This window comes from Paraburkholderia flagellata (genome assembly GCF_021390645.1).
GTDB classification, from domain to species: Bacteria; Pseudomonadota; Gammaproteobacteria; order Burkholderiales; family Burkholderiaceae; genus Paraburkholderia; species Paraburkholderia flagellata.
On sequence record NZ_JAJEJT010000004.1, the window covers coordinates 365,743 to 385,101 of the forward strand.

17 protein-coding genes are annotated in these 19,359 nt (G+C 64.0%); 7 read left to right on the forward strand and 10 right to left on the reverse strand.

The window, feature by feature from the left end:
* The first annotated feature begins 87 nt into the window (after positions 1-87).
* Together L0U83_RS32280 and L0U83_RS32285 are read left to right on the forward strand one after the other, a co-directional pair.
* On the forward strand, positions 88-657 hold the full coding sequence (locus L0U83_RS32280) for a DUF1906 domain-containing protein (protein ID WP_233888237.1): 570 nt from the start codon (positions 88-90) through the stop codon (positions 655-657).
* 83 nt (positions 658-740) lie between these two features.
* A complete protein-coding gene (locus L0U83_RS32285; protein WP_233888238.1) occupies positions 741-2,333 on the forward strand; it encodes a hypothetical protein in 1,593 nt (530 codons plus the stop codon).
* Between the two features lie 137 nt (positions 2,334-2,470).
* Here the strand turns inward: L0U83_RS32285 and L0U83_RS32290 are convergent, their stop codons facing one another.
* From L0U83_RS32290 to L0U83_RS32325, 8 genes are all read right to left on the reverse strand, one after another.
* Positions 2,471-3,196, reverse strand: a complete 726-nt coding sequence (locus L0U83_RS32290; RefSeq protein ID WP_233888239.1) for a FadR/GntR family transcriptional regulator — start codon at positions 3,194-3,196, stop codon at positions 2,471-2,473.
* Between the two features lie 53 nt (positions 3,197-3,249).
* Entirely contained in the window at positions 3,250-4,068 is an 819-nt protein-coding gene (locus L0U83_RS32295) for an ATP-binding cassette domain-containing protein (RefSeq protein WP_233888240.1), read from the reverse strand.
* The gene (locus L0U83_RS32300; protein WP_233888241.1) at positions 4,068-5,078 is read right to left on the reverse strand and encodes an ABC transporter permease; all 1,011 of its coding nucleotides are present in this window, start codon (positions 5,076-5,078) and stop codon (positions 4,068-4,070) included. Before L0U83_RS32300 ends, L0U83_RS32295 begins: the two co-directional genes overlap by 1 nt.
* Positions 5,079-5,105: 27 nt before the next feature.
* Positions 5,106-6,209, reverse strand: coding sequence for a sugar ABC transporter substrate-binding protein (locus L0U83_RS32305; RefSeq protein WP_233889102.1), 1,104 nt, complete (start codon positions 6,207-6,209; stop codon positions 5,106-5,108).
* A gap of 250 nt (positions 6,210-6,459) precedes the next feature.
* Complete coding sequence (gene yjfF, locus L0U83_RS32310; RefSeq protein WP_233888242.1) at positions 6,460-7,605, reverse strand: galactofuranose ABC transporter, permease protein YjfF; 1,146 nt, start codon at positions 7,603-7,605, stop codon at positions 6,460-6,462.
* Positions 7,606-7,638: 33 nt separating this feature from the next.
* Complete coding sequence (locus L0U83_RS32315; RefSeq protein WP_233888243.1) at positions 7,639-8,676, reverse strand: ABC transporter permease; 1,038 nt, start codon at positions 8,674-8,676, stop codon at positions 7,639-7,641.
* Positions 8,673-10,196 carry a sugar ABC transporter ATP-binding protein gene (locus tag L0U83_RS32320; RefSeq protein WP_233888244.1) on the reverse strand — a complete coding sequence of 508 codons (1,524 nt, stop codon included), beginning with the start codon at positions 10,194-10,196 and terminating at the stop codon, positions 8,673-8,675. Before L0U83_RS32320 ends, L0U83_RS32315 begins: the two co-directional genes overlap by 4 nt.
* Before the next feature lie 94 nt (positions 10,197-10,290).
* A complete protein-coding gene (locus tag L0U83_RS32325; RefSeq protein WP_373321155.1) occupies positions 10,291-11,259 on the reverse strand; it encodes an ABC transporter substrate-binding protein in 969 nt (322 codons plus the stop codon).
* A 268-nt stretch (positions 11,260-11,527) separates the two neighbouring features.
* On the opposite strand from L0U83_RS32325, the gene L0U83_RS32330 reads away from it, so the two are divergent.
* Together L0U83_RS32330 and L0U83_RS32335 are read left to right on the forward strand one after the other, a co-directional pair.
* Complete coding sequence (locus L0U83_RS32330; protein WP_233888245.1) at positions 11,528-13,270, forward strand: IlvD/Edd family dehydratase; 1,743 nt, start codon at positions 11,528-11,530, stop codon at positions 13,268-13,270.
* Between the two features lie 266 nt (positions 13,271-13,536).
* Positions 13,537-14,274 (forward strand): peptidoglycan DD-metalloendopeptidase family protein, encoded by a 738-nt coding sequence (locus tag L0U83_RS32335; protein ID WP_233888246.1) that lies wholly within the window; start codon positions 13,537-13,539, stop codon positions 14,272-14,274.
* Between the two features lie 62 nt (positions 14,275-14,336).
* Here the strand turns inward: L0U83_RS32335 and L0U83_RS32340 are convergent, their stop codons facing one another.
* The gene (locus tag L0U83_RS32340) at positions 14,337-15,344 is read right to left on the reverse strand and encodes an NAD-dependent epimerase/dehydratase family protein (RefSeq protein WP_233888247.1); all 1,008 of its coding nucleotides are present in this window, start codon (positions 15,342-15,344) and stop codon (positions 14,337-14,339) included.
* Between the two features lie 130 nt (positions 15,345-15,474).
* On the opposite strand from L0U83_RS32340, the gene L0U83_RS32345 reads away from it, so the two are divergent.
* A complete protein-coding gene (locus L0U83_RS32345) occupies positions 15,475-16,371 on the forward strand; it encodes a LysR family transcriptional regulator (RefSeq protein WP_233888248.1) in 897 nt (298 codons plus the stop codon).
* Positions 16,372-16,379: 8 nt separating this feature from the next.
* On the opposite strand, the gene L0U83_RS32350 is transcribed toward L0U83_RS32345, so the two are convergent.
* Positions 16,380-17,303 carry a LysR family transcriptional regulator gene (locus L0U83_RS32350; protein WP_233888249.1) on the reverse strand — a complete coding sequence of 308 codons (924 nt, stop codon included), beginning with the start codon at positions 17,301-17,303 and terminating at the stop codon, positions 16,380-16,382.
* 121 nt (positions 17,304-17,424) lie between these two features.
* Between L0U83_RS32350 and L0U83_RS32355 the strand changes: the two genes are divergently transcribed.
* Both L0U83_RS32355 and L0U83_RS32360 read left to right on the forward strand, forming a co-directional pair.
* Positions 17,425-18,195, forward strand: a complete 771-nt coding sequence (locus L0U83_RS32355; protein WP_233888250.1) for a transporter substrate-binding domain-containing protein — start codon at positions 17,425-17,427, stop codon at positions 18,193-18,195.
* A gap of 44 nt (positions 18,196-18,239) precedes the next feature.
* Positions 18,240-19,358, forward strand: a complete 1,119-nt coding sequence (locus tag L0U83_RS32360; RefSeq protein ID WP_233888251.1) for a succinylglutamate desuccinylase/aspartoacylase family protein — start codon at positions 18,240-18,242, stop codon at positions 19,356-19,358.
* Position 19,359: the final 1 nt, after the last annotated feature.

The following is a 19,359-nucleotide window of genomic DNA, read 5'->3' on the forward strand; positions in this document are numbered from 1 at the left end:
GCGAACGGCGACTTTTCTCAGGCACTTCCGATCGGAACGCATGCTTTCGATTGTGTGACCCCAGTGTCTTCCAGTGCGGCTTCCGGCATGAAAGCAGCCGGTTTCGGCGCTTGCATCCGCTATCTCTCGCGCTCGGACACGCAGGGGGCGCTCGACCTGAGTTCCAATGAGGCCAATGCGGTGCTTGGCGCGGGTCTTGCGCTCGGCGCGGTGCAGCACGTGAGCGCCGAGGGTTGGTCGCCTTCCGCAACGCTTGGCGCGACCTACGGTGCAAATGCGGCCAGCAATGCCCAGACAGTTGGCGTGCCTCCAGGCGTAACCGTATGGCTCGATCTCGAAGGCGTGAACAATGCAGCGGACGCCGGCGACGTCATCGCCTATTGCAACGCGTGGTTCGCAGCTGTCAAGAACGCCGGTTATCAACCAGGCATTTACGTGGGGGCCAACTGCGGCTTGACGGGTGACCAGTTGTTCTGGAATTTGCAGACGCAGCATTACTGGGAGTCTGGCAGCACGGTACCCACGCTGCCCCAGCGGGGCTATCAGATGACGCAACGCATTACCGCAGCGCCCGACGTGCTGTGCGGCCTGAACATCGACAGAAACCTGATGCTTTCCGATAGCCTGGGTGGTCAGGCGACATGGTGGTGCCGTTGAGCGGCAACGTTCGAGAGAGGAAACGTCAGCCGAATGTATTGCTAGTTTAAATAATTAGTATTCCTTTGTTGCAGGGGGGGCTCATGATCGCGAAGACGAAGGAGGAGACGAACCGGGAATGGGCGCAGCGCCTGGTCACGGAAACGCACTGGCTAGCGAGAGGGCGGCTGTGGCTGCTGGTTCTCGTTGTGGTCTTCGTGAATCTTGCGGGCGATGCCATTGCGTTGTTCGCCGTGAACTTGCCGAGGGTGCCCATGTCGTCCTCGTCAGCACGTGCGGAATTTGTTGTCGGCGCTGCAGCGAAATCGACGACGGAAAATGCAAAGCAGAAAGGCGCGAACGCGTCTGCGCTGAAGCCGACGAGGGTCGCGTCCGAGACGCCGCCCGCAGGTGCGGCGAAATCCGAGGGAGGTTCGCGACCGTTCGGGTTCAAGGTATTGCCGCTGCCGATCTTCCTGCTTGCTGCCCTCACCACGGCGCTCGCGTCGGCGCCGTTCATCGCTTTTCTCACGCTCGGCTGGTATGTGCGATATCGCGAATTTGAAAACAGCCTCAAGTGCGGGGCGCTTTCTGCGTACCTCCAGCGCTTCTGGTCAAAGTGGCTAATCGATGCAATCAACGGCGCATTCCCGGGTACGATCGCCGCGCCCGCGCCCGCGCCCGCGCCGGGCACAAACGCCGCGCCACCACAAGGAGACAGCAAGGATTGGCGCAGCCAGGCCGACAACAATCTCCAGCTATGCGACCAGTTGTTCTCGCACATCTACCACCAGCAATACGGTCTCGCGCCTTTCGTGCCGCCGTACTGCATTCTCGTCGTGATGGTCTATGCAGCGTCCGCGATAGTCGGTTGGGTGTACATGTGCGCGTCGTGCGACAGCCCTACCGCAGCCACCTGCCTGTTTGGATTGAACGTGCCGGGCATTCTGGCCGCGTTTGGCGGCGCCTTTCTCTTCGTCGCGAGTGACTCCGTCCTTGCGGTGAGGCGCCGGGCGCTCAACGTTTCGGATGTCTATTGGTATTCGCTGCGGCTTCTGCTCGCCATTCCGTTCGCCTTGATAGCAGGTGCGATCGACAATGCAGGCACGAGGGCGACGCTTATGACATTCGTCATTGCCACCTTGCCGCTAGGCGAGATCGTGAAGCAGGTGCGGCGCGTGGCCGCGAAGAATATCACGACCTTCGAAGCAACGAAGGATCAACCCGATCAATTGCTGAATCTGAGCGGCGTGACGAAGTCCGTTTCGCAAACGCTGCAAGTCGAAGGCATCGAATCGATCGAGCAGGTGGCGTCGGCCGATCCCGTCACGCTCTCCATTCGCACGGGGTTTCCGTTTCGCTTCACGTTGCGCCTGGGATCGCAGGCCATCGTGCGCCGTCATTTCGGCGACAACGCCGCGGAACTGCTGCCCATCGGTCTTGGCGATGTCGTGCCGATCTATCTGCTCGTGCAGGCAATGGACGGCAAGGGGCCTTCCGCCATCGCCTTGCCACCTGGCGCCGTGCCTCAGCCCGATGAGAAGGACATGGTCATCACAAACGCGGCTACGCGCCTCTTTCCCAATGACGTCCCTGCGCAGCGCGAGGCAATTGTGAAGATGAAATTCCGCCAGATCGCCGCCGAGGAATACACGCTCATGCTGGCGAAAATCACGCCGCTCGACCCCGCCCTCTAACGGTTGCGCCCGGCGAAAAGCCAGGCGTCCTGAGCGGCGCGCGCGGCGACGTCATCACGACATCGAAGGCGTGCCGGTTTTCGTGCGCGCGTACGATTGCCCAAGCAAATGCAGATCAATCTCGCGCAGGCCGTGATCTAGGTTTCCAGTCCCGCCCCGCCCAGAATCGAATTGGCATCGGCGCGCGCATTGTCGAGTTGCACGACGCTCGCTTGCCGCGCCGCGAGCGCGTCGCCGTGCTCGATCGCCGTGAGAATCGCCTTGTGGCGCGGCAACGAAAGCGCATGCGTGTTGGGATGGCGGCTAGTGAGTTTGATCGACTCGGAAAGCGCGAGCGAGAGCATGTTGCCGATATACGCCAGCATGTTGTTATGCGTGGCCGCCATGATCGCGCGGTGGAATTCCAGGTCGGGTTCGAGCAGGTCGGCGGCGGTTTGCGCCTTTTCCATGCGCGCGTAGGCCGCGGTAATGCGGGCGCGGTCTTCGTCGTTCGCTGAAATCGCGGCAAGCGCCGCGGCGGCGGGCTCGATGATCTGCCGCACGGTCATGAGCGAGCGGAAGAACTCGCCTTCGGGAATGCTGTTGACGGTCCAGTACAGCACGTCGGGGTCGAGCATGTGCCATTCTTCGCGCGGCCGCACGACGCTGCCCACGCGCGGCTTCGAAACCACGAGCCCTTTGGCGACCAGCACGCGCGTGGCCTCGCGCAGCACGGGCCGGCTTACGCCGTAGGTTTCGCATAGCGTAGGTTCGGCGGGCAGGCGCTGCCCGGGGGCGAGCGTGCCGCCTACGATCTGCATGCCGAGCTCCTGCACGATGCGCGCGTGCATGCTCTTGCGTTTATCTAGATTGCGGTAATCCATGATTGTCCGGCGGGGGCTACCCGATCGGAGCGTCCCCCTGTATGTACGGCCCTTTACGCGCTGGTGGCGCGCATGGCCCGATATTCCCGCCGCACGATATCCATCAGTTCAGCCACCGATGTATTGGCGCTGTGCTGTTCGTATGTCACGCGGCCTCGCTGCATCAACATGATGCGATCCGCAATATCCAGCGTCTGCGCATAGTTGTGCATGATCATGATAATCGATAGGCCGCCTTTTTCCTTCAATCGCATGATGAGATCGATGATGAGACCCGCTTCCCGCGCTCCCATCGCGGCGAGCGGCTCGTCGAGCAGGAGGATTTTGGCGTTCGAATGCACGGCGCGCGCGACCGCGATCGCCTGGCGCTGACCTCCCGAAAGCCGCTCCACAGGCAGGTCCACCGAGGGCACGTGCACGCCGATGTCGTCGAGCAGTTGCGCCGCGCGCGCGCGCATCTGCTTGTGGTCGAGCAGTCTGAAGGGGCCGCGGCGCACGATCTCGCGGTTCAGGAACATGTTGTGATAAATGCTCAGCGAATTGGCGAGCGCGAGATCCTGATAAACACATTCGATGCCTAGCGAGCGCGCATGGTCCACCGAGCGCAGCAGTGTTTCGCTGCCGTCGATCTGCAGCGTGCCGCTAGTCTGTTGGTGAAAACCCGTGAGGATTTTCACGAGCGTGGACTTGCCCGCGCCATTGTCGCCAAGAATGCCGAGGATTTCGCCGCGGCCCAGCGTGAGCGAGACGCCGTCGAGCGCCGTGACCGCACCGAAGCGCTTGACGATGTTGTCGCCGCGCACGGCGAGCGGGGCGGCGGCCGTGGCGGTCGCGCCGCTCATTCCCGCCGGGGAGGCTTGCGATTCGTCCATCATCGGCTCCCTTTGCGGCGCAGGCGCCCAACGTGGATGTTGAAGATCATGGCGGCGAGAATCGCGGCGCCAAGGATGATGTTGAACGTGAACGCGTTGATGCCGATGAGCGTGAAGCCGTCGTTGAGAATGCCGAGCACCGCCGCGCCGATCAGGCCGCCCACGATCGTGCCCGAGCCGCCCGTGAGCGGCGTGCCGCCGATCACGGCCGAAGCCACGGCGAGGAACATGATCTGGTTGCCACCCGCCTGTGGGTCGATCGAGGTGATCCGAAAGCCTTCCAGAATGCCGGTGAAACCCGCGAGTACGGCGGCAATGATGAAGTTGCCAAGGCGCAGCCGGTTCACGTGAATGCCGGCTTCGCTCGCGCCGATCGGATTCGCGCCTGCGGCCTGCGTATGCAGGCCCCAGCGCGTGTGCCGCAACAGCACGTGCATGGCGAACGCGATCACCACCGTCCAGAGAATCTCGCTATAGCCCCACGCGCCCATGAAGGCCGCGAACTCGGGCGAGCCCGGCGTTTGCACCGGCGTGCCGCGCGAAATCGTGAGCGTGATGCCGTTGATGAGGAAGAGCGTGCCGAGCGTGGTGACGAACGAGGGCAGGCGCAGCCACACGGTCACGGCCCCGTTCACGAAGCCGACGATGCCCGCGGCCACGAGCCCCGCGATCACGGCGAGCCACATGGGCGCGCCGGCGTCGTTGGCGAACACCATCATGAACGGCGCGAATGCGAACACCATGCCTGCCGAGAGATCGATGTCGCCGCCGATCATCAGCATGATTTCGCCGAACGCGATGATCGCCACCGGCGCGATGAACTGCGAGAGGTTGACGAGACTCGCGTTGGTGAGCAGGAAATCTCGGTTGGAAAATTCGAAGTACGCCGCGAGGATCACCGCCACGAGCAAAATGCGCAGCTCGGGCGCCCACGCGGAGAGCCATTGCCCGCGCGGGCGGGCAGCCCGCGCGGAGACTTCAGCCTTGCCAGTTTCGTTCACAGAGTTCATTACGCGTAGGTCATTGCACGTGGGTCATCACGACTTGATCCCGCCGCTCATCGGCACGATTTGCGGCTTGGTGGTCTTGCCTTCGTAACGCGTCGAAGTATTGAGGTACGGCTCGACGGTGTCCTTCGTCACGAACTTCAGGCCCGTGTTCGTATCGGCCGGGCCGACAAGACCGCCCGATGCGAGCGTCACGAACGCCTGCATGACCGTGTAGAAGCCCTGCACGTACGGCTGCTGGTCGATCGTGAAGTCGAGGAAGCCTTCGTGAATGAGCTGGACCGTGGTGGGCAGCAGGTCGAAGCCGCCGCCGTGCACGCCCTTGGAAGGCAGGTTCGATTCCTTCATCACCTGTGCCACACCCTGGGTGCTGCCCGCGTCCACGGCAAACATGCCCTTCACGTCCTGGTGGCCGAGATAGAACGACTTGATCTTCGAAAGCTCTTCGTTGACGGTCGCGCCTGTCGCCACGGTCTGGATGTCGATCTTCTTGCCGGACTTCTTGATGGCGTCGCTCGCGCCGTCCAGACGCGGCTGGATGTTGAGCTGGCCAGGCGTCGCGATGAAGAGCGCGACCATGCCGCTGTCGATGAGGCTCACGATGCGCTCGCCCATCTGATAGCCCGAGAGATACAGGTCCTGGCCGATGTAGGCGAGGCGCGGATTCTTCTTGCCGCGCGGCGCGTCGGCGTTGTAGGCGAATACCGGAATGCCGGCGTCGAGCGCCGCCTGAATGGGCTTGTCGAAGGCGGTGGGGTCGACGATCGGCACCGCGATCGCGTCGGCCTTGGCCGCGATGGCCGAATTCACGGCGCGCACCATTTCGCCTGCATCGGACGTGGCGGAGCCCGTCCACTGGTAGTCCATGTTGAGCAGCGAGCACGCGTCCTGAATGCCGTATTGCGTCGGCACGAAGAACGGATTCGTGGTGACGTGGTTGACGAACACGATCTTCCACTTCTTGTGCGAGGGGAATCCCGATTCGGCCGCCTGCGCCGTGGAGATGAATCCGCCGCCGCCCACCGCGCCGAGCAGCGAAAGCGCCGCGCCCAGCCCAGCACCCTGCATCAGGCCGCGCCGGCCCGTGTCGATCAAGCTCTTGCCGTCTTTTGCGTCATCCCGATCCTGCGCCATGTTTTCCTCCGGTCTTGTCTTCGTGGTCGATATAGTCGACTTTTCGTCGAAAAGCGTGCAGATGCTGGCCAGTACCGGGGTTCGCGTGCGCATGGCGCTCCTTGAATCGAGTCATCACGCGCGAGACATCCGCAGCGAACGCGTGTTCGCCGGGCGCCGACGGTACCGCAAAAATCTTAGTGCAGCGTGATGAGGCCTCCTAATCCATGTATACCCCTAACTACTCCATAAGGGCGTAGTGGCGATGACTTCAAGCACCGCCTTTCGCCTCCTGCATGTGCGGCGGCGGGCTCGCGAGCTTGGCCTGATCCATCGGTGTGGCGGCTTGCGTGCGTGGACGGGTCGTGCGCGGCGCGCCGCGTCCCGTGCCGGTGGACTTGCGGCGCGCGGCATGGCGCTCGGTCGCGCGCTGCATGAGGCAGAACGCACAGAGCAGCGCGCCGATCACGATGCGCGTCCACCAGGAGCTGAGCGTGCCGTCGAAAGTGATGAGCGTCTGGATCGTGCCGAGGATACCCACGCCGAACACCGAGCCGATCACATAGCCCACGCCGCCCGTGAGCAACGTGCCGCCAATCACCGTCGCGGCAATGGCGTCGAGTTCCATGCCTTGCGCCTGCAGCCCGTAACCCGAGAGCACATAGAGCGTAAACACCACGCCGCCGAGCGCCGAACAAAAGCCCGAGAGCGCATACACGCCGATCTTGGTGCGCGCCACAGGCAGGCCCATGAGCAGCGCGGAGCGCTCGTTGCCGCCGATCGCGTAGACGTTGCGCCCAAAGCGCGTGAAGTGCGCGATGACGATGCCCGCAATGAGCATGGCGATGGCTGTGAGCGAACCTGTGGTGAGCGAGCCGCTGCCCACCGGAATGTTGAACTCGGAGAGCGCGTGAAAGCCGGGGTCGTTGATCTGGATGGATTCGGTGGTGATGAGAAAGCAGGTGCCGCGCGCGAGGAACATGCCCGCGAGCGTGATGATGAAGGGCTGCAGCCGGAAGAAGTGGATCAGCGCGCCCATTGCCGCGCCGTATAGCGCGCCGCAGAGTAAAACGAGCGGCACGACCACGAGCACGGGCCAGTGCAGCTTTTCGGTGCCCACCGCGCAGAGAATCGTGGTGAGCGCGACCACCGCGCCCACCGAAAGATCGATGCCGCCGGAGATGATCACGAACGTCATGCCGATGGCGACGATCAGCAGGAACGCGTTATCGACGAGCAGCCCGAAGGCCACCTGGAGCGAGAAGAACCCGGTGTACATGACCGAGCCGAAGCCGAACAGGACGGCAAAGAGCACGACGGTCACGACGATGGGCAGCACGCGCGGATCGACGAAGCGGATGGCGCCGCGCCGGCACGCTGCGAGCGTGTTCGAGAAGGACAGGGCAGGGCGGTTCATGCTCGGCTTCCCCCGTATGGGTGCGCTTCGTGCTCAGGCGCGCGCGCGGCGTGCGAGAGCAATACGCTTGAGTTGTTGAAACGCGAAGGTGCGCGCGGCGGGCGACTGGATCAGGCATACGAGCAGCACGACCACGGCTTTCACGACGAGCGTGGCCTCGGGCGGCACGCCGATCGAATAGGTGGTGTAGGTAAGCGTCTGGATGATGAGCGCGCCGAGCACCGTGCCCGCGAGACTGAAGCGCCCGCCCAGCAGCGAGGTGCCGCCGAGCGTCACGGCCAGAATGGCGTCGAGTTCAAGCAGGAGGCCCGCGTTGTTGCCGTCCGCGCTGCGCACGTTCGAGCTGATGAGAATGCCTGCGATCGCGGCGGTCACGCCGCAGAACGCGTACGCGCCGAACACCACGGCTTGCGACGACAGACCCGCGAGACGCGCGGCTACCGGGTTCACGCCGATCGAGCGGATGAAGAGCCCGAGCGCCGTGCGGTTGACGATGAGCGCGGTGAGCACGGTCACGGCGAGCGCGATCCACACCGCGCACGGGATGAGCGCGAAATAGCCGCCGCCCGCGAAGAGATAGCCCGGCGCGCCGATCGGGATGATCTGGCCGCCCGTGAGCAACTGCGCCACGCCGCGCCCCGCCACCATGAGAATGAGCGTGGCGATGATCGGCTGCATGCCGACGAACGCGACGAGCAGCCCGTTCCAGATGCCCGCAAGCAGGCCCACGGCGAGCGCCGCGCCAAACGCCGTGCCCACGCGCGAGGGATCGGCGGCGAGCACGGTGGCGGCCGCCGCACCCGCAATCGCCACGACGGCGCCCACGGAAATGTCGATGCCGCGCGTGGCGATCACGAGCGTCATGCCGAGCGAGACCACGACGAGCGGTGCGGCGCGCATGAGGATGTCGATGGGCGCGCCGAACAGGTGGCCGCCGAGCATCGTGATCGAGAGGAAGTTGCCGCGATGCGCGACATCGACGACGAAAAGGGCGATGAGCGTCACCGCCGGCCACACCAGCGGATGCCGGATGACGAGCGAGAGCCAGGCGGGGAGTACGGGGCGCGTCATCGACGGTCTCCGGCAATGAGGTCGTAGACTTCATGCTCCGAGCGCGCCGCGCCCGAAAGCTCGGCCACCTTGCGCCGGTCGCGCAGCACGGCGATGCGGTCGCTCACGCGCACCACTTCGCTGATCTCCGACGAAATGAACAGAATGCCCAGGCCCTTCGCGCAAAGCGCGCGCACGCGGTCCATGATTTCGAACTTGGCGGCGACGTCGATGCCGCGCGTAGGCTCGTCGAGTATCAACAAACGCGGCTTGGTTGCCAGCCAGCGCGCGAGCAGCACCTTTTGCTGATTGCCGCCCGAAAGCAGGCCAATGGGCTGCTCGGCGTCGCGCGCCTTGATGCCGAGTTGCTCGATATATTCGTTGGCCAGTTCGCGCTGGCGCGAGCGCCGGATCATGCGCCACCAGCCCAGTTGCGCCTGCAGCGCGAGCACGATGTTTTCGCGAATCGACAGATCGGCGACGATGCCTTCCTTCTTGCGATCCTCAGGACAATAGGCCATGCCGTGACGCACGGCGTCGCGCGGCGAAGAAAGCTTCACGGGCTTGCCGTTGATGTGCACTGTGCCCGCATCGGCTTTATCCGCGCCGAAAAGCAGGCGCGCGGTTTCCGTGCGGCCCGAGCCGAGCAGGCCCGCCAAGCCCAGAATCTGGCCCGGTTGCACTTCCAGATCGAGCGGATTGAGCACACCGCGGCGCGCCACGCCTTGCGCCGCGAGATACGGTTCGGCGTGCGAAGCAGCCGTTTCGCCGTGCGCGACTTCGGCGTGCGTGAGCCGCTCACCTGCGTTCTGCAGGCCCACCATCTTCGCGACGAGCGTCTGCACCGGCAGATCGGCGGCGAGATATTCGCCTTCGCGCTCGCCGTTGCGCATCACGGTGATGCGATCGGAAATGGCGTAGGTCTGTTCCAGAAAATGCGTGACGAACAGAATCGCGATGCCCGACGCTTTCAGCTTGCGCAACACGTCGAAGAGGCGCGCGACTTCGCCTTCGTCGAGACTGGAGGTCGGTTCGTCGAGAATCAGAATGCGCGCATCGACGGACACCGCGCGGGCAATCGCCACCATCTGCTGCATGGCGATAGGGTAGGTGTCGAGCGACTGCGTGACGTCGAGCGAGAGATTCAGTTCCGCGAGCGCTTCTTCCGCGCGGCGATGAATCGTTTTCCAGTCGATCAGGCCGAGGCCACGCTTGCGCGGCTGGCGGCCCGCGAAAATATTCTCCGCGACCGAGAGGTTGGGGCAGAGATTGACTTCCTGGTAGAGCGTCTGGATGCCGGCGGCCTCCGCCATCTGCGGCGTCGGGAAGTGCACCGCCTGGTCAGCCAGCCGTATCTCCCCAGCCTCGGGTTGGTGCACGCCGGTCAGCACGTTGATGAGCGTGGACTTACCAGCGCCGTTCTGCCCCATCAGCGTATGAATTTCGCCGGGGTACAGACGAAAATCGACCCGGTCGAGCGCACGCACGCCGGGGAAGGTTCGGGTAAGACCGACGGTTTCGAGTATCGGAGCAACGCTCATGGGCAACCGTGAAAGAGGCCAGAGCGCGCGGGGCGCCTCGTGAACCCTTTAAATACTAAGGGCTACGAAGCACGCCGCGCGGCTTGCAGCAAGGTTAGTACTTGCGCGTCGGCAGCACCTGCGCCGCCACGTCCATCGGGAACACCGTTTCGTTCGTCACGATGCGCTTGGGCAACTGCTTGCCCGCCACCACATCCTTCACCGCGCTCATGAGCTGCGGCCCGAGCAGCGGGCTGCACTCGACGTCAACGTTCATCTTGCCGGCGATCATCGCCTCGAAGCCGCCCTTGGTGGCGTCGAACGACACGACGCTGATGTCCTTGCCCGGCTTCATGCCTGCTTCTTCCATGGCCTGGATCGCGCCGAGCGCCATGTCGTCGTTATGCGCGTACACCACGTTGATCTTGTTGCCATACGTCTTCGCGAACGCTTCCATGACCTGCTTGCCGCCGGCCAGCGTGAAGTCGCCGCTTTGCGACGCGATGATCTTGAACTTCGGATCGTTCTTGATCACTTCCATGAGGCCCGAGTGACGGTCGTTCGCCGGCGCGGAACCCACGGTTCCCTGCAGCTCGACGATATTGATCGGGCCGGGGTTGTTCTTGTAGTGATCTTCAAGCCACTTGCCCGCGCGGCGGCCTTCTTCCATGAAATCCGAACCGATCATCGTCACGTAGAGCGACTGGTCCTTCACGTCGATGTTGCGGTCCGTGAGAATCACGGGAATCTTGGCGCGCTTGGCTTCCTGCAGCACCGGCTCCCAGCCCGATTCGACCACGGGCGAGAACGCGATCACGTCCACCTTCTGGGCGATATACGAGCGGATCGCCTTGATCTGGTTTTCCTGCTTTTGCTGGGCGTCCGAGAACTTGAGGTTGATGCCGGCGTCTTTGGCGGCCTGTTTGACCGACACCGTGTTTGCCGTGCGCCAGGCGCTTTCCGCGCCGACCTGCGCAAAACCTAACGTGATCTGCTTGTCTTCGGCGTGTGCGACACCCGCCGCCAACGAGAAAGCGGCCGCCGCAGCGACCAACCCGCTTACCATGCGTGTTGCCAGTTTCATGCGTGTCTCCGATGTAGCTCTGCGCGTTGTATTTCTTTAATTCATGGCGCTACACCCGCGTCCATCACGGCCGGACAGTATCACGAGAAGTATCGCGCCATCCCTGGCCTCCGGTTATATCCTTTCGATATGCCGTTGGCCGCCCCTGCTGACCACAATAGACAAACTATATGCAAGGTCAGGAACGGTTTCGATTAGCGTTTTCCCGATAAGCCTGACTCATATAGTCATGCTATTTATTGGACTTTCTCACTAAGTGGGCAAAGCCATGAACACCCGTAAGCCCAAGCTTCGCTCGGCCGCGTGGTTCGGCACCACCGACAAAAACGGCTTCATGTACCGGAGCTGGATGAAGAATCAGGGCATTCCGGATCACGAATTCGCTGGTAAGCCGATTATCGGCATCTGCAACACGTGGTCGGAACTCACGCCCTGTAACGCGCATTTTCGCAAGCTCGCCGAGCACGTCAAGCGAGGCATCTACGAAGCCGGCGGATTTCCTGTCGAGTTTCCCGTGTTCTCGAACGGTGAGTCGAACCTGCGGCCCACGGCCATGTTCACGCGCAACCTCGCTTCGATGGATGTTGAGGAATCCATACGAGGCAATCCTGTCGATGCGGTCGTGCTGCTCGTGGGTTGCGACAAGACCACGCCTGCATTGCTGATGGGCGCGGCGAGCTGCGACGTGCCAGCCATTGCCGTGACGGGCGGCCCGATGCTCAACGGCAAGCACGAAGGGCGCGATATCGGCTCGGGCACGGTGGTGTGGCAACTGAGCGAGCAGGTGAAGGCGGGCAAGATTTCGATCCACGAGTTCATGTCGGCGGAGGCGGGCATGTCGCGTTCGGCGGGCACTTGCAACACCATGGGCACGGCTTCGACCATGGCGTGCATGGCCGAAGCGCTGGGCGTCACGCTGCCGCACAACGCCGCGATTCCGGCTGTGGATGCGCGCCGCTACGTGCTCGCGCATATGTCGGGCATGCGCATCGTGGAGATGGCGCTTGAAGACTTGCGTCTCTCAAAGCTGCTCACGCGCGCGGCGTTCGAGAACGCGATTCGCACGAACGCGGCCATTGGCGGCTCGACGAATGCGGCGATCCACCTGAAGGCGATCGCAGGGCGCATAGGCGTGCCGCTCGAACTCGACGACTGGACGCGCATTGGCCGAGGCACGCCGACCATCGTCGATCTGCAACCGTCGGGCCGCTTCCTGATGGAGGAGTTCTATTACGCGGGCGGCTTGCCTGCCGTGTTGCGGCGCCTCGGTGAAGCGAACCTTCTGCCGCATCCCGACGCGCTCACGGCCAACGGCAAAACGCTCTGGGAAAACGTGCGCGAAGCGCCCATTCACAACGCCGAAGTCATTCGCCCGCTCGACAATCCGCTCGTGCAGGACGGCGCGCTGTGCGTGCTGCGCGGCAATCTCGCCCCGAATGGCGCGGTGTTGAAGCCTTCGGCGGCCACGCAGAAGCTGTTGAAGCATCGCGGGCCCGCCGTGGTGTTCGAGAACTTCGACGACTACAAGGCGCGCATCGGCGACCCCGATCTCGACGTCACGGCCGATTCCGTGCTCGTCATGAAGAACTGCGGGCCCAAAGGCTATCCGGGCATGGCCGAAGTGGGCAACATGGGCCTGCCGCCCAAGCTGCTCGCACAGGGCGTGACCGACATGGTGCGCGTGTCGGACGCGCGCATGAGCGGCACGGCGTACGGGACGGTGGTGCTGCACGTCGCCCCTGAAGCGCGCGCAGGCGGACCGCTCGCGATCGTGCGCGACGGCGACTGGATCGAACTGGACTGCGAGCAGGGCGTGCTGCGCGTGGATATCAGCGACGATGCGATCGCTGCGCGGCTCGACGAATGGGCCGCGAATCTGCAACCCATCCCCGCCGATCGCAGCGGTTATCGCAAGCTCTATGTCGAACACGTGCTGCAGGCCGACGAGGGCTGCGATTTCGACTTCCTGGTGGGCTGCCGCGGCTCGGACGTGCCGAGCCATTCGCATTGACATCTCTCTAGCGCAACCCGCGTCGCGGCAGACGCGGGTTCCTGCCTATGCATCAAAAAATTAAAGATTCGGCGAATCTTCTTCGGCGTTTCCCTACCTTCGTTTTCCTGATTGCTTAGGGTTTTGCGCAACGTTTAATCGTGTGCACGCAAAGGCTTGTCATGCGTCATATACGGCGGTCAACGCGAAAACATGGGTCGCGTTAAGCGGATGCCAGCCGGCTGGCTGGCGGCAGTGACCCATTCAGCCATTCGCGGAGATTCGCCATGAAACAACGATGCATACCAACCCGTCTTCGCTCATGGCGATGGCGCGCCTGCGCGGCGTGCGCACTCGTCACGCTGGGACTGCTTTCCGGGTGTGTCGCCCAAAAGCCGTTCGCCATGCCCAGTTACGAAGCCGGGGCGTGCGTGAGCGCCGCCGCCGGCTATTACTGCGTGCAGCCCGGTGATTCGCTCGACTCGATTGCGAATTCGTTCGGGCGGCGCTCCGACGAGATCGCGCAGTGGAACGCCATGGAGGCGGCTTCCGCAGTGCGAGCAGGGCAGATGCTGCGTGTGGGGCCGCCGTCAGGCATCGTGCCCGAGCCGCCGCTCGCGGCAGCGCCTCCGCAGGGCGCCGAGAACCGATTCATCTGGCCGGTTGCGGGCACAGTGGTGCGAGAGTTTGGCGCGCAAGGTTCGCGCGGCATCGAGATCGCCGGGCGTCCCGGCGCGCCGGTAAAGGCCGTGGATGCCGGCCGGATCGTCTACGCCGGAGACAAGCTCAAGCAATATGGCCTCATGGTCATCGTGAAGCACGACGACCACTTCGTCACTGCGTATGGCAACAACCGCAGGCTCATGGTGGCCGAAGGCGCGAGCGTGCAGCGCGGCACGACCATCGGCGAGATGGGGGCTGGCGGCGAAGGTCAGGCAGTGCTGCAGTTCGAGATGCGCGAGGATGGCCGGCCCGTGGATCCGCTCGCGTATTTGTCACCAGGGTCGGGGCCGGCGACGCCTTGAGGGTGCCTTTTCTAATGATTCGTCATCCGTAGCAAATCGCGCAGTGCGCAACAGCGCAGCCATTAAGCCGCTTTTGGCGCACGCTCATCGAAGCCGAGGCAGTTCAGGCCCATGAGGGTGGCCTCGACGGCTTCGTCGAGCGGCGTATGAGGCTCGCGCCCGAGTTCCCTGACGAGCCGGGTATTGTCGAGCTGCAACGGCTCGCTCCACAAGTAGCGCATCTCCATCAGTTCACGCAGCGTCGTCACGAAGGGCGAGATGGCGCGTACGAAGGCCCAGGCGAAGGGCTTGCTTTGCGGTTTCAGTCCGTGATTGCGGGCGACGCGGCAAATCGCTTCGACGATCTGCGAGCCGTCGGCGTCCCAATGGCCGGCCATGTGGAACGTCGCGAACGCGGGCAACGTGTCGCGCCGTTCGATCAGTTCGAGCATCGTGCGGGCAACGTCGGGCACGTACGACCAGGCGTGGCCCACACCGCACTTCCCCGGCTGGCGCACGACCTGGACAGGCGCGCCACGCTTCACGAGCCCTTGCGCAAACCAGCTATTGCCCACGCGCGGCCCGAAAAAGTCCCCCGCACGCACGACGATCGAGCGCACCCCGTGCTCGCTCGCGGCCCGCATGCGTTGCTCCAGTTCGACGCGAATCGCGCCCTTGCGCGTGAGCGGCTGCTGCGGCGAGTCCTCACGCAGCAACGGGAAGGTGTCGGGCCCGAAGTTATAGACCGTGCCCGGCAGCACGACGGTCGCGCCCGCGGCGGCTGCGGCGGCGAGCGTGTTGTCGATCATCGGCAGCACGACCTGCGCCCAGCGCCGGTAGCCGGGCGGGTTCACGGCGTGCACGATCACCGTGCAACCCCGCGCGGCACGTACCACCGCTTCGCGCGAGAGGACGTCGCCGTCGAGCCATTCGATGGCGCTTGCCGCCGCAGTGCCCGGCGCGCCGCCGCGCCGCAGCGCGCGGACTTGCCAGCCGGCGTCGAGCAACTGGCGCGCGACTTCGCTGCCGATTCCGCCGTTTGCGCCAAGCACGAGAGCGCGGTTTTGTCGATTGATGGGGCTGGCGTTCATGCTGGTTCTCCTTGCGGGTGAGCTGTCATGAGGGGCATTCTGCGCCGCTTGCCATCAATAGAAAATTACCGAAAATAGGCGATAGGCTATACATTTATGTATAGACAGAGATCTGAATTGGGAACCGAACATGACCGAAAAGGAACCGAACTGGGAGTGGTACCGGAGTTTTCTGCAGGTCCTGGAGAGCGGCTCCTTGTCGGCGGCCGCCCGCGCGCTGGGCATCACGCAGCCGACCGTCGGCCGCCACATCGAAAGTCTGGAAGCGGCGTTGGGGCTCACGCTTTTCACTCGCTCGTCGGATGGGTTTGCGCCAACCGCGGCGGCCAATGAGCTGAAGCCGTACGCTGTCGGCCTTGCGATGACCACAGCGGCGTTGCGCCGCGCGGCGAGCAGTCACGGATCGGGCGTGCGCGGTACGGTGCGGCTGACGGCGAGCGAAGTCATCGGTGTGGAGGTCTTGCCGCCGATACTGGCCGCCCTGCGCAACGAACATCCGGAACTGTCAATCGAACTCGTACTGTCGAACAAAGCGGACGACCTGCTCCGTCGCGAAGCGGACATTGCGATACGCATGTTCCGGCCGGCGCAGGAGGCACTGATCGCCAAACGGATTGGCGCGATCGAAGTCGGCCTGCACGCCCACGAGCGATATCTGGCGCTTCATGGCGTGCCCAGGTCGATGAAGGAACTGGCTCGCCATACGATCATCGGCTTCGATCGGGAAAACGCATTCATTCGCTCGCTCCAGTCCAGGTTTGCAGCCTACAACCGCAATAACTTTGCATTTCGGGCCGACAGCGACCTTGCCCAGTTGGCCGCAATACGCGCTGGCTTCGGTATCGGCGGGTGCCAGTCGCCATTGGCAGCACGAGACCCGAAGCTGGTCCGCGTTCTGCGGGAAGAATTCTCGCTGACGCTGGAGACGTGGGTGGCCATGCATGAGGATTTGCGCACGAGCGCGCGCTGCGCCGTGACATTCGCTGCGCTTGCATCGGGGCTAAGTGCTTATATGCAAGGCGCGTAACTGCCGCCTCAACGCGGCGCGCGGCCTGCACGCGCATACGAAGCCAGCATCGTTGCGAGTTCCTGTGCGGCAGGCGTGAGCGGCACGGCCGCGCGCTGCAGCAGGCAGACTTGCTGCGGCGCCGGCCGCTCGGCGATCTTGATGCGCGCGAGCCGCCCGGCAAACGGCCCGCGCGTGGCGACCACCGACGACTCCAGCGCGAGGCAATCCGTCTCGCTGACCCAATGCAGCGTTTCGAAGAGCCCCTCCACCGTCGCGACGATGCGTGGCGGCGGCAAGCCGTGGTCGGTGAAGAACGTCGTGAGCCGGCTCGAAGCGAAGGCGTCCGCGATATTGGGCGAGCGCGTCGCGAGCCAGTCGCAGTGCGTGAGCGAGCGCAGCGAGCGCGCGCCGGCCTTCGGATGGTCACGGCGGCAGACGACTACGGGATCCGATGGGTAAAGCTCCGTCACCGAAAGATCGGTCGTATCGGTCTGGTCCGAAACGAGCGCGAGCGCGAAATCGAGCGTGCCTTCGCGAATCCACGAAATCATCATGCGCGACGTGCCAGTGCGCAGACGCAGCGCCACGCGCTCAAACCGCGTGCTGTACTGGCCGAGCACGGGCACGAGCGCGTCCATGAGCGGATCGGTCGTGAGGCCAAACGCCACTTCGCCCGCGTAGTCGCCGCGCAGTTGCTGCGCCTCTTCGCTCGCGCGCTCGCACTCGCCGAGTATCGATGCCGCCCGCACCAGCAGTCGCTGCCCGAGCACCGTGAGCGTGACGCCGCGATTCGTGCGCGTGAGCAGCGCGCCGCCCAGTTCGGCTTCGAGATTCTGAAGTTGTTGCGTCACGCCGCTTTGCGCCACGCCGAGCGCGCGCGATGCCGCCCGCACACTGCCGCGCTGGGCGACGGCGACGAAGACGCGCAACTGGGAAAGCGTGAGACTCATGGATGACGATTGCTGTGATCGGTAGAAGTGATCATGATAGACGAATCCGAGCTTTTCCAGAACGCGGCCGCGTCCTACCATCGGACGCTCAGGAGACTCCCACTTTTCGCCGCCGCTCATCATGAAAAAAATCCCGTCGATCCTGCTTTCCCTTGCACTGGCCTTGAGCAGCAGTGCCTTCGCGCGCGAGGGCGACACCGTGCGCCTCGGCATTGATCCGACCTATCCGCCCATGGACGCCAAGGCACCCGACGGCTCGCTCAAAGGGTTCGACGTCGATCTCGGCAACGAGATCTGCCGCCGCATTCACGCGCGGTGCCAATGGGTTGAACTGGAGTTCTCGGGCATGATCCCTGCGCTGCAGGCGCGCAAGATCGACGCGATCATGTCGTCCATGGCGATCACGCCGAAGCGCGAGCAGCAGATTCTCTTCACGTCGAAGCTATTCCAGTTCAAGTCGCGGCTCGTCGCGCGCAAGGGCGCTTCGTTCGGCGCTGACGCGCAGTCGCTTGCCGGCAAGACGGTCGGCGTGCAGGCTGGCACGCAATTCGAGACCTATGCGCTAGCGAACTGGGCACCGGCGGGCGTGCACGTCGTCACCTACAAGAGCCAGGACGAAGTATTCGCCGACCTCGTCAACGGTCGGCTCGATACCGCGTTGCTGGGCTACGTCGAAGCCGACTACGGCTTCCTGCGCACGCCGCAGGGCAACGGCTTCGCGTTTGCCGGCGGTCCGATTTCGATGGGCGACCGCGGCACGGGGATCGGCATGCGCAAGGACGAAACCGCGCTTCAGGCGCAGATGAACGATGCGATCGCTGGCATGCTGAAGGACGGCACCTATGCGCAGATCGCACGTCGCTATTTCGACTTCGATCCGTACGGAAACTGAGCCGCCGCACACGTTGCAAACTTATTTGAAACCGCATTGAATCCATGAACCAGCAATCGATACCGCTCCTGAGCGCCACGCCGGGCACGCACCGCGAACTGACCAGCTTCCATTTCGGCCCTGCCGATGCGCGCCAGAAGATCTATATCCAGGCGTCGCTTCACGCCGACGAAACGCCCGCCATGCTGACGGCTGTGGTGTTGCGCGCGCAACTGGCGGAACTCGAGGCGCAAGGCGCACTCGCCGCGCAAGTGGTGCTCGTGCCGCTCGCCAATCCCGTGGGTCTGAATCAGCATGTGCTTGGCCAGTTCATCGGCCGGTTCGATCTTGCGAGCGGCAGGAACTTCAATCGCCATTTCCACGCGTTTCCCAAGCTGGTCGCGCGCGCGAGGGAGACGCTCGGTGCGGACGTCGATCGCAACCGTGATCTGATCCGGCAACTGATGTGCGAAGCGCTGGACGCGCAGACGCCGCTCACGGAATTCGATTCGCTTCAGTTGGCGCTGTTGAGGCTCTCGCACGACGCCGATCTGATCATCGATCTGCATTGCTCGCTCGAGGCGGTCATGCACGTTTACACGAGCGAGGCTGGCTGGCCCGATGTCGAGCCGCTCGCCCGCTACCTCGGCTCGCGCGCGCAACTGCTTGCGACCGACTCCGGCGCGCAGGCATTCGACGAGGCGCATAGCCTGCTGTGGTGGCAACTGCGTCAGCAGATGCCGGCCGCGCAGCCCGTGCCCGCCGGCCCTACTGCGGTGACGATCGAGTGCCGCGGCCAGCGCGACGTGTCGTGGGAAAGCGCGCAGCAGGACGCCAATGCGCTGCTCGACTACCTGCGCTGGCGCGGTGCGCTCGTCGGCGGCGATGTGAAGCCGTTGCCGGAACTGCTGATGCCGGCCACGCCGCTTGCCGGCAGCGCGCAATTCTATGCGCCGCGAAGCGGCATTCTCGTGCACCGCGCGAAGATCGGCGACTGGATACGCGAGAACGATCCGCTCTTCGATATCGTTGACCCGATGACGGGCGAAACGGTGACGGTGAAGAGCACGGCGGAAGGCGTCTTCTATATGCGAAGGGCGATTCGCTTCGTCACGGCCGGCGCGCCGCTCGGCCGCGTAACGGGCACGCGGCCGATACGCAGCGGCGTGCTGCTGGGAGCTTGAG

Bases quoted from the DNA above. Each gene is read 5' to 3' on its own strand.
- L0U83_RS32280 (WP_233888237.1), top strand. From the start codon at position 88: ATGAAAGCAGCCGGTTTCGGCGCTTGCATCCGCTATCTCTCGCGCTCG.
- L0U83_RS32285 (WP_233888238.1), top strand. From the start codon at position 741: ATGATCGCGAAGACGAAGGAGGAGACGAACCGGGAATGGGCGCAGCGC.
- L0U83_RS32290 (WP_233888239.1), bottom strand. From the start codon at position 3,196: ATGGATTACCGCAATCTAGATAAACGCAAGAGCATGCACGCGCGCATC.
- L0U83_RS32295 (WP_233888240.1), bottom strand. From the start codon at position 4,068: ATGGACGAATCGCAAGCCTCCCCGGCGGGAATGAGCGGCGCGACCGCC.
- L0U83_RS32300 (WP_233888241.1), bottom strand. From the start codon at position 5,078: ATGAACTCTGTGAACGAAACTGGCAAGGCTGAAGTCTCCGCGCGGGCT.
- L0U83_RS32305 (WP_233889102.1), bottom strand. From the start codon at position 6,209: ATGGCGCAGGATCGGGATGACGCAAAAGACGGCAAGAGCTTGATCGAC.
- yjfF (WP_233888242.1), bottom strand. From the start codon at position 7,605: ATGAACCGCCCTGCCCTGTCCTTCTCGAACACGCTCGCAGCGTGCCGG.
- L0U83_RS32315 (WP_233888243.1), bottom strand. From the start codon at position 8,676: ATGACGCGCCCCGTACTCCCCGCCTGGCTCTCGCTCGTCATCCGGCAT.
- L0U83_RS32320 (WP_233888244.1), bottom strand. From the start codon at position 10,196: ATGAGCGTTGCTCCGATACTCGAAACCGTCGGTCTTACCCGAACCTTC.
- L0U83_RS32325 (WP_373321155.1), bottom strand. From the start codon at position 11,259: ATGAAACTGGCAACACGCATGGTAAGCGGGTTGGTCGCTGCGGCGGCC.
- L0U83_RS32330 (WP_233888245.1), top strand. From the start codon at position 11,528: ATGAACACCCGTAAGCCCAAGCTTCGCTCGGCCGCGTGGTTCGGCACC.
- L0U83_RS32335 (WP_233888246.1), top strand. From the start codon at position 13,537: ATGAAACAACGATGCATACCAACCCGTCTTCGCTCATGGCGATGGCGC.
- L0U83_RS32340 (WP_233888247.1), bottom strand. From the start codon at position 15,344: ATGAACGCCAGCCCCATCAATCGACAAAACCGCGCTCTCGTGCTTGGC.
- L0U83_RS32345 (WP_233888248.1), top strand. From the start codon at position 15,475: ATGACCGAAAAGGAACCGAACTGGGAGTGGTACCGGAGTTTTCTGCAG.
- L0U83_RS32350 (WP_233888249.1), bottom strand. From the start codon at position 17,303: ATGAGTCTCACGCTTTCCCAGTTGCGCGTCTTCGTCGCCGTCGCCCAG.
- L0U83_RS32355 (WP_233888250.1), top strand. From the start codon at position 17,425: ATGAAAAAAATCCCGTCGATCCTGCTTTCCCTTGCACTGGCCTTGAGC.
- L0U83_RS32360 (WP_233888251.1), top strand. From the start codon at position 18,240: ATGAACCAGCAATCGATACCGCTCCTGAGCGCCACGCCGGGCACGCAC.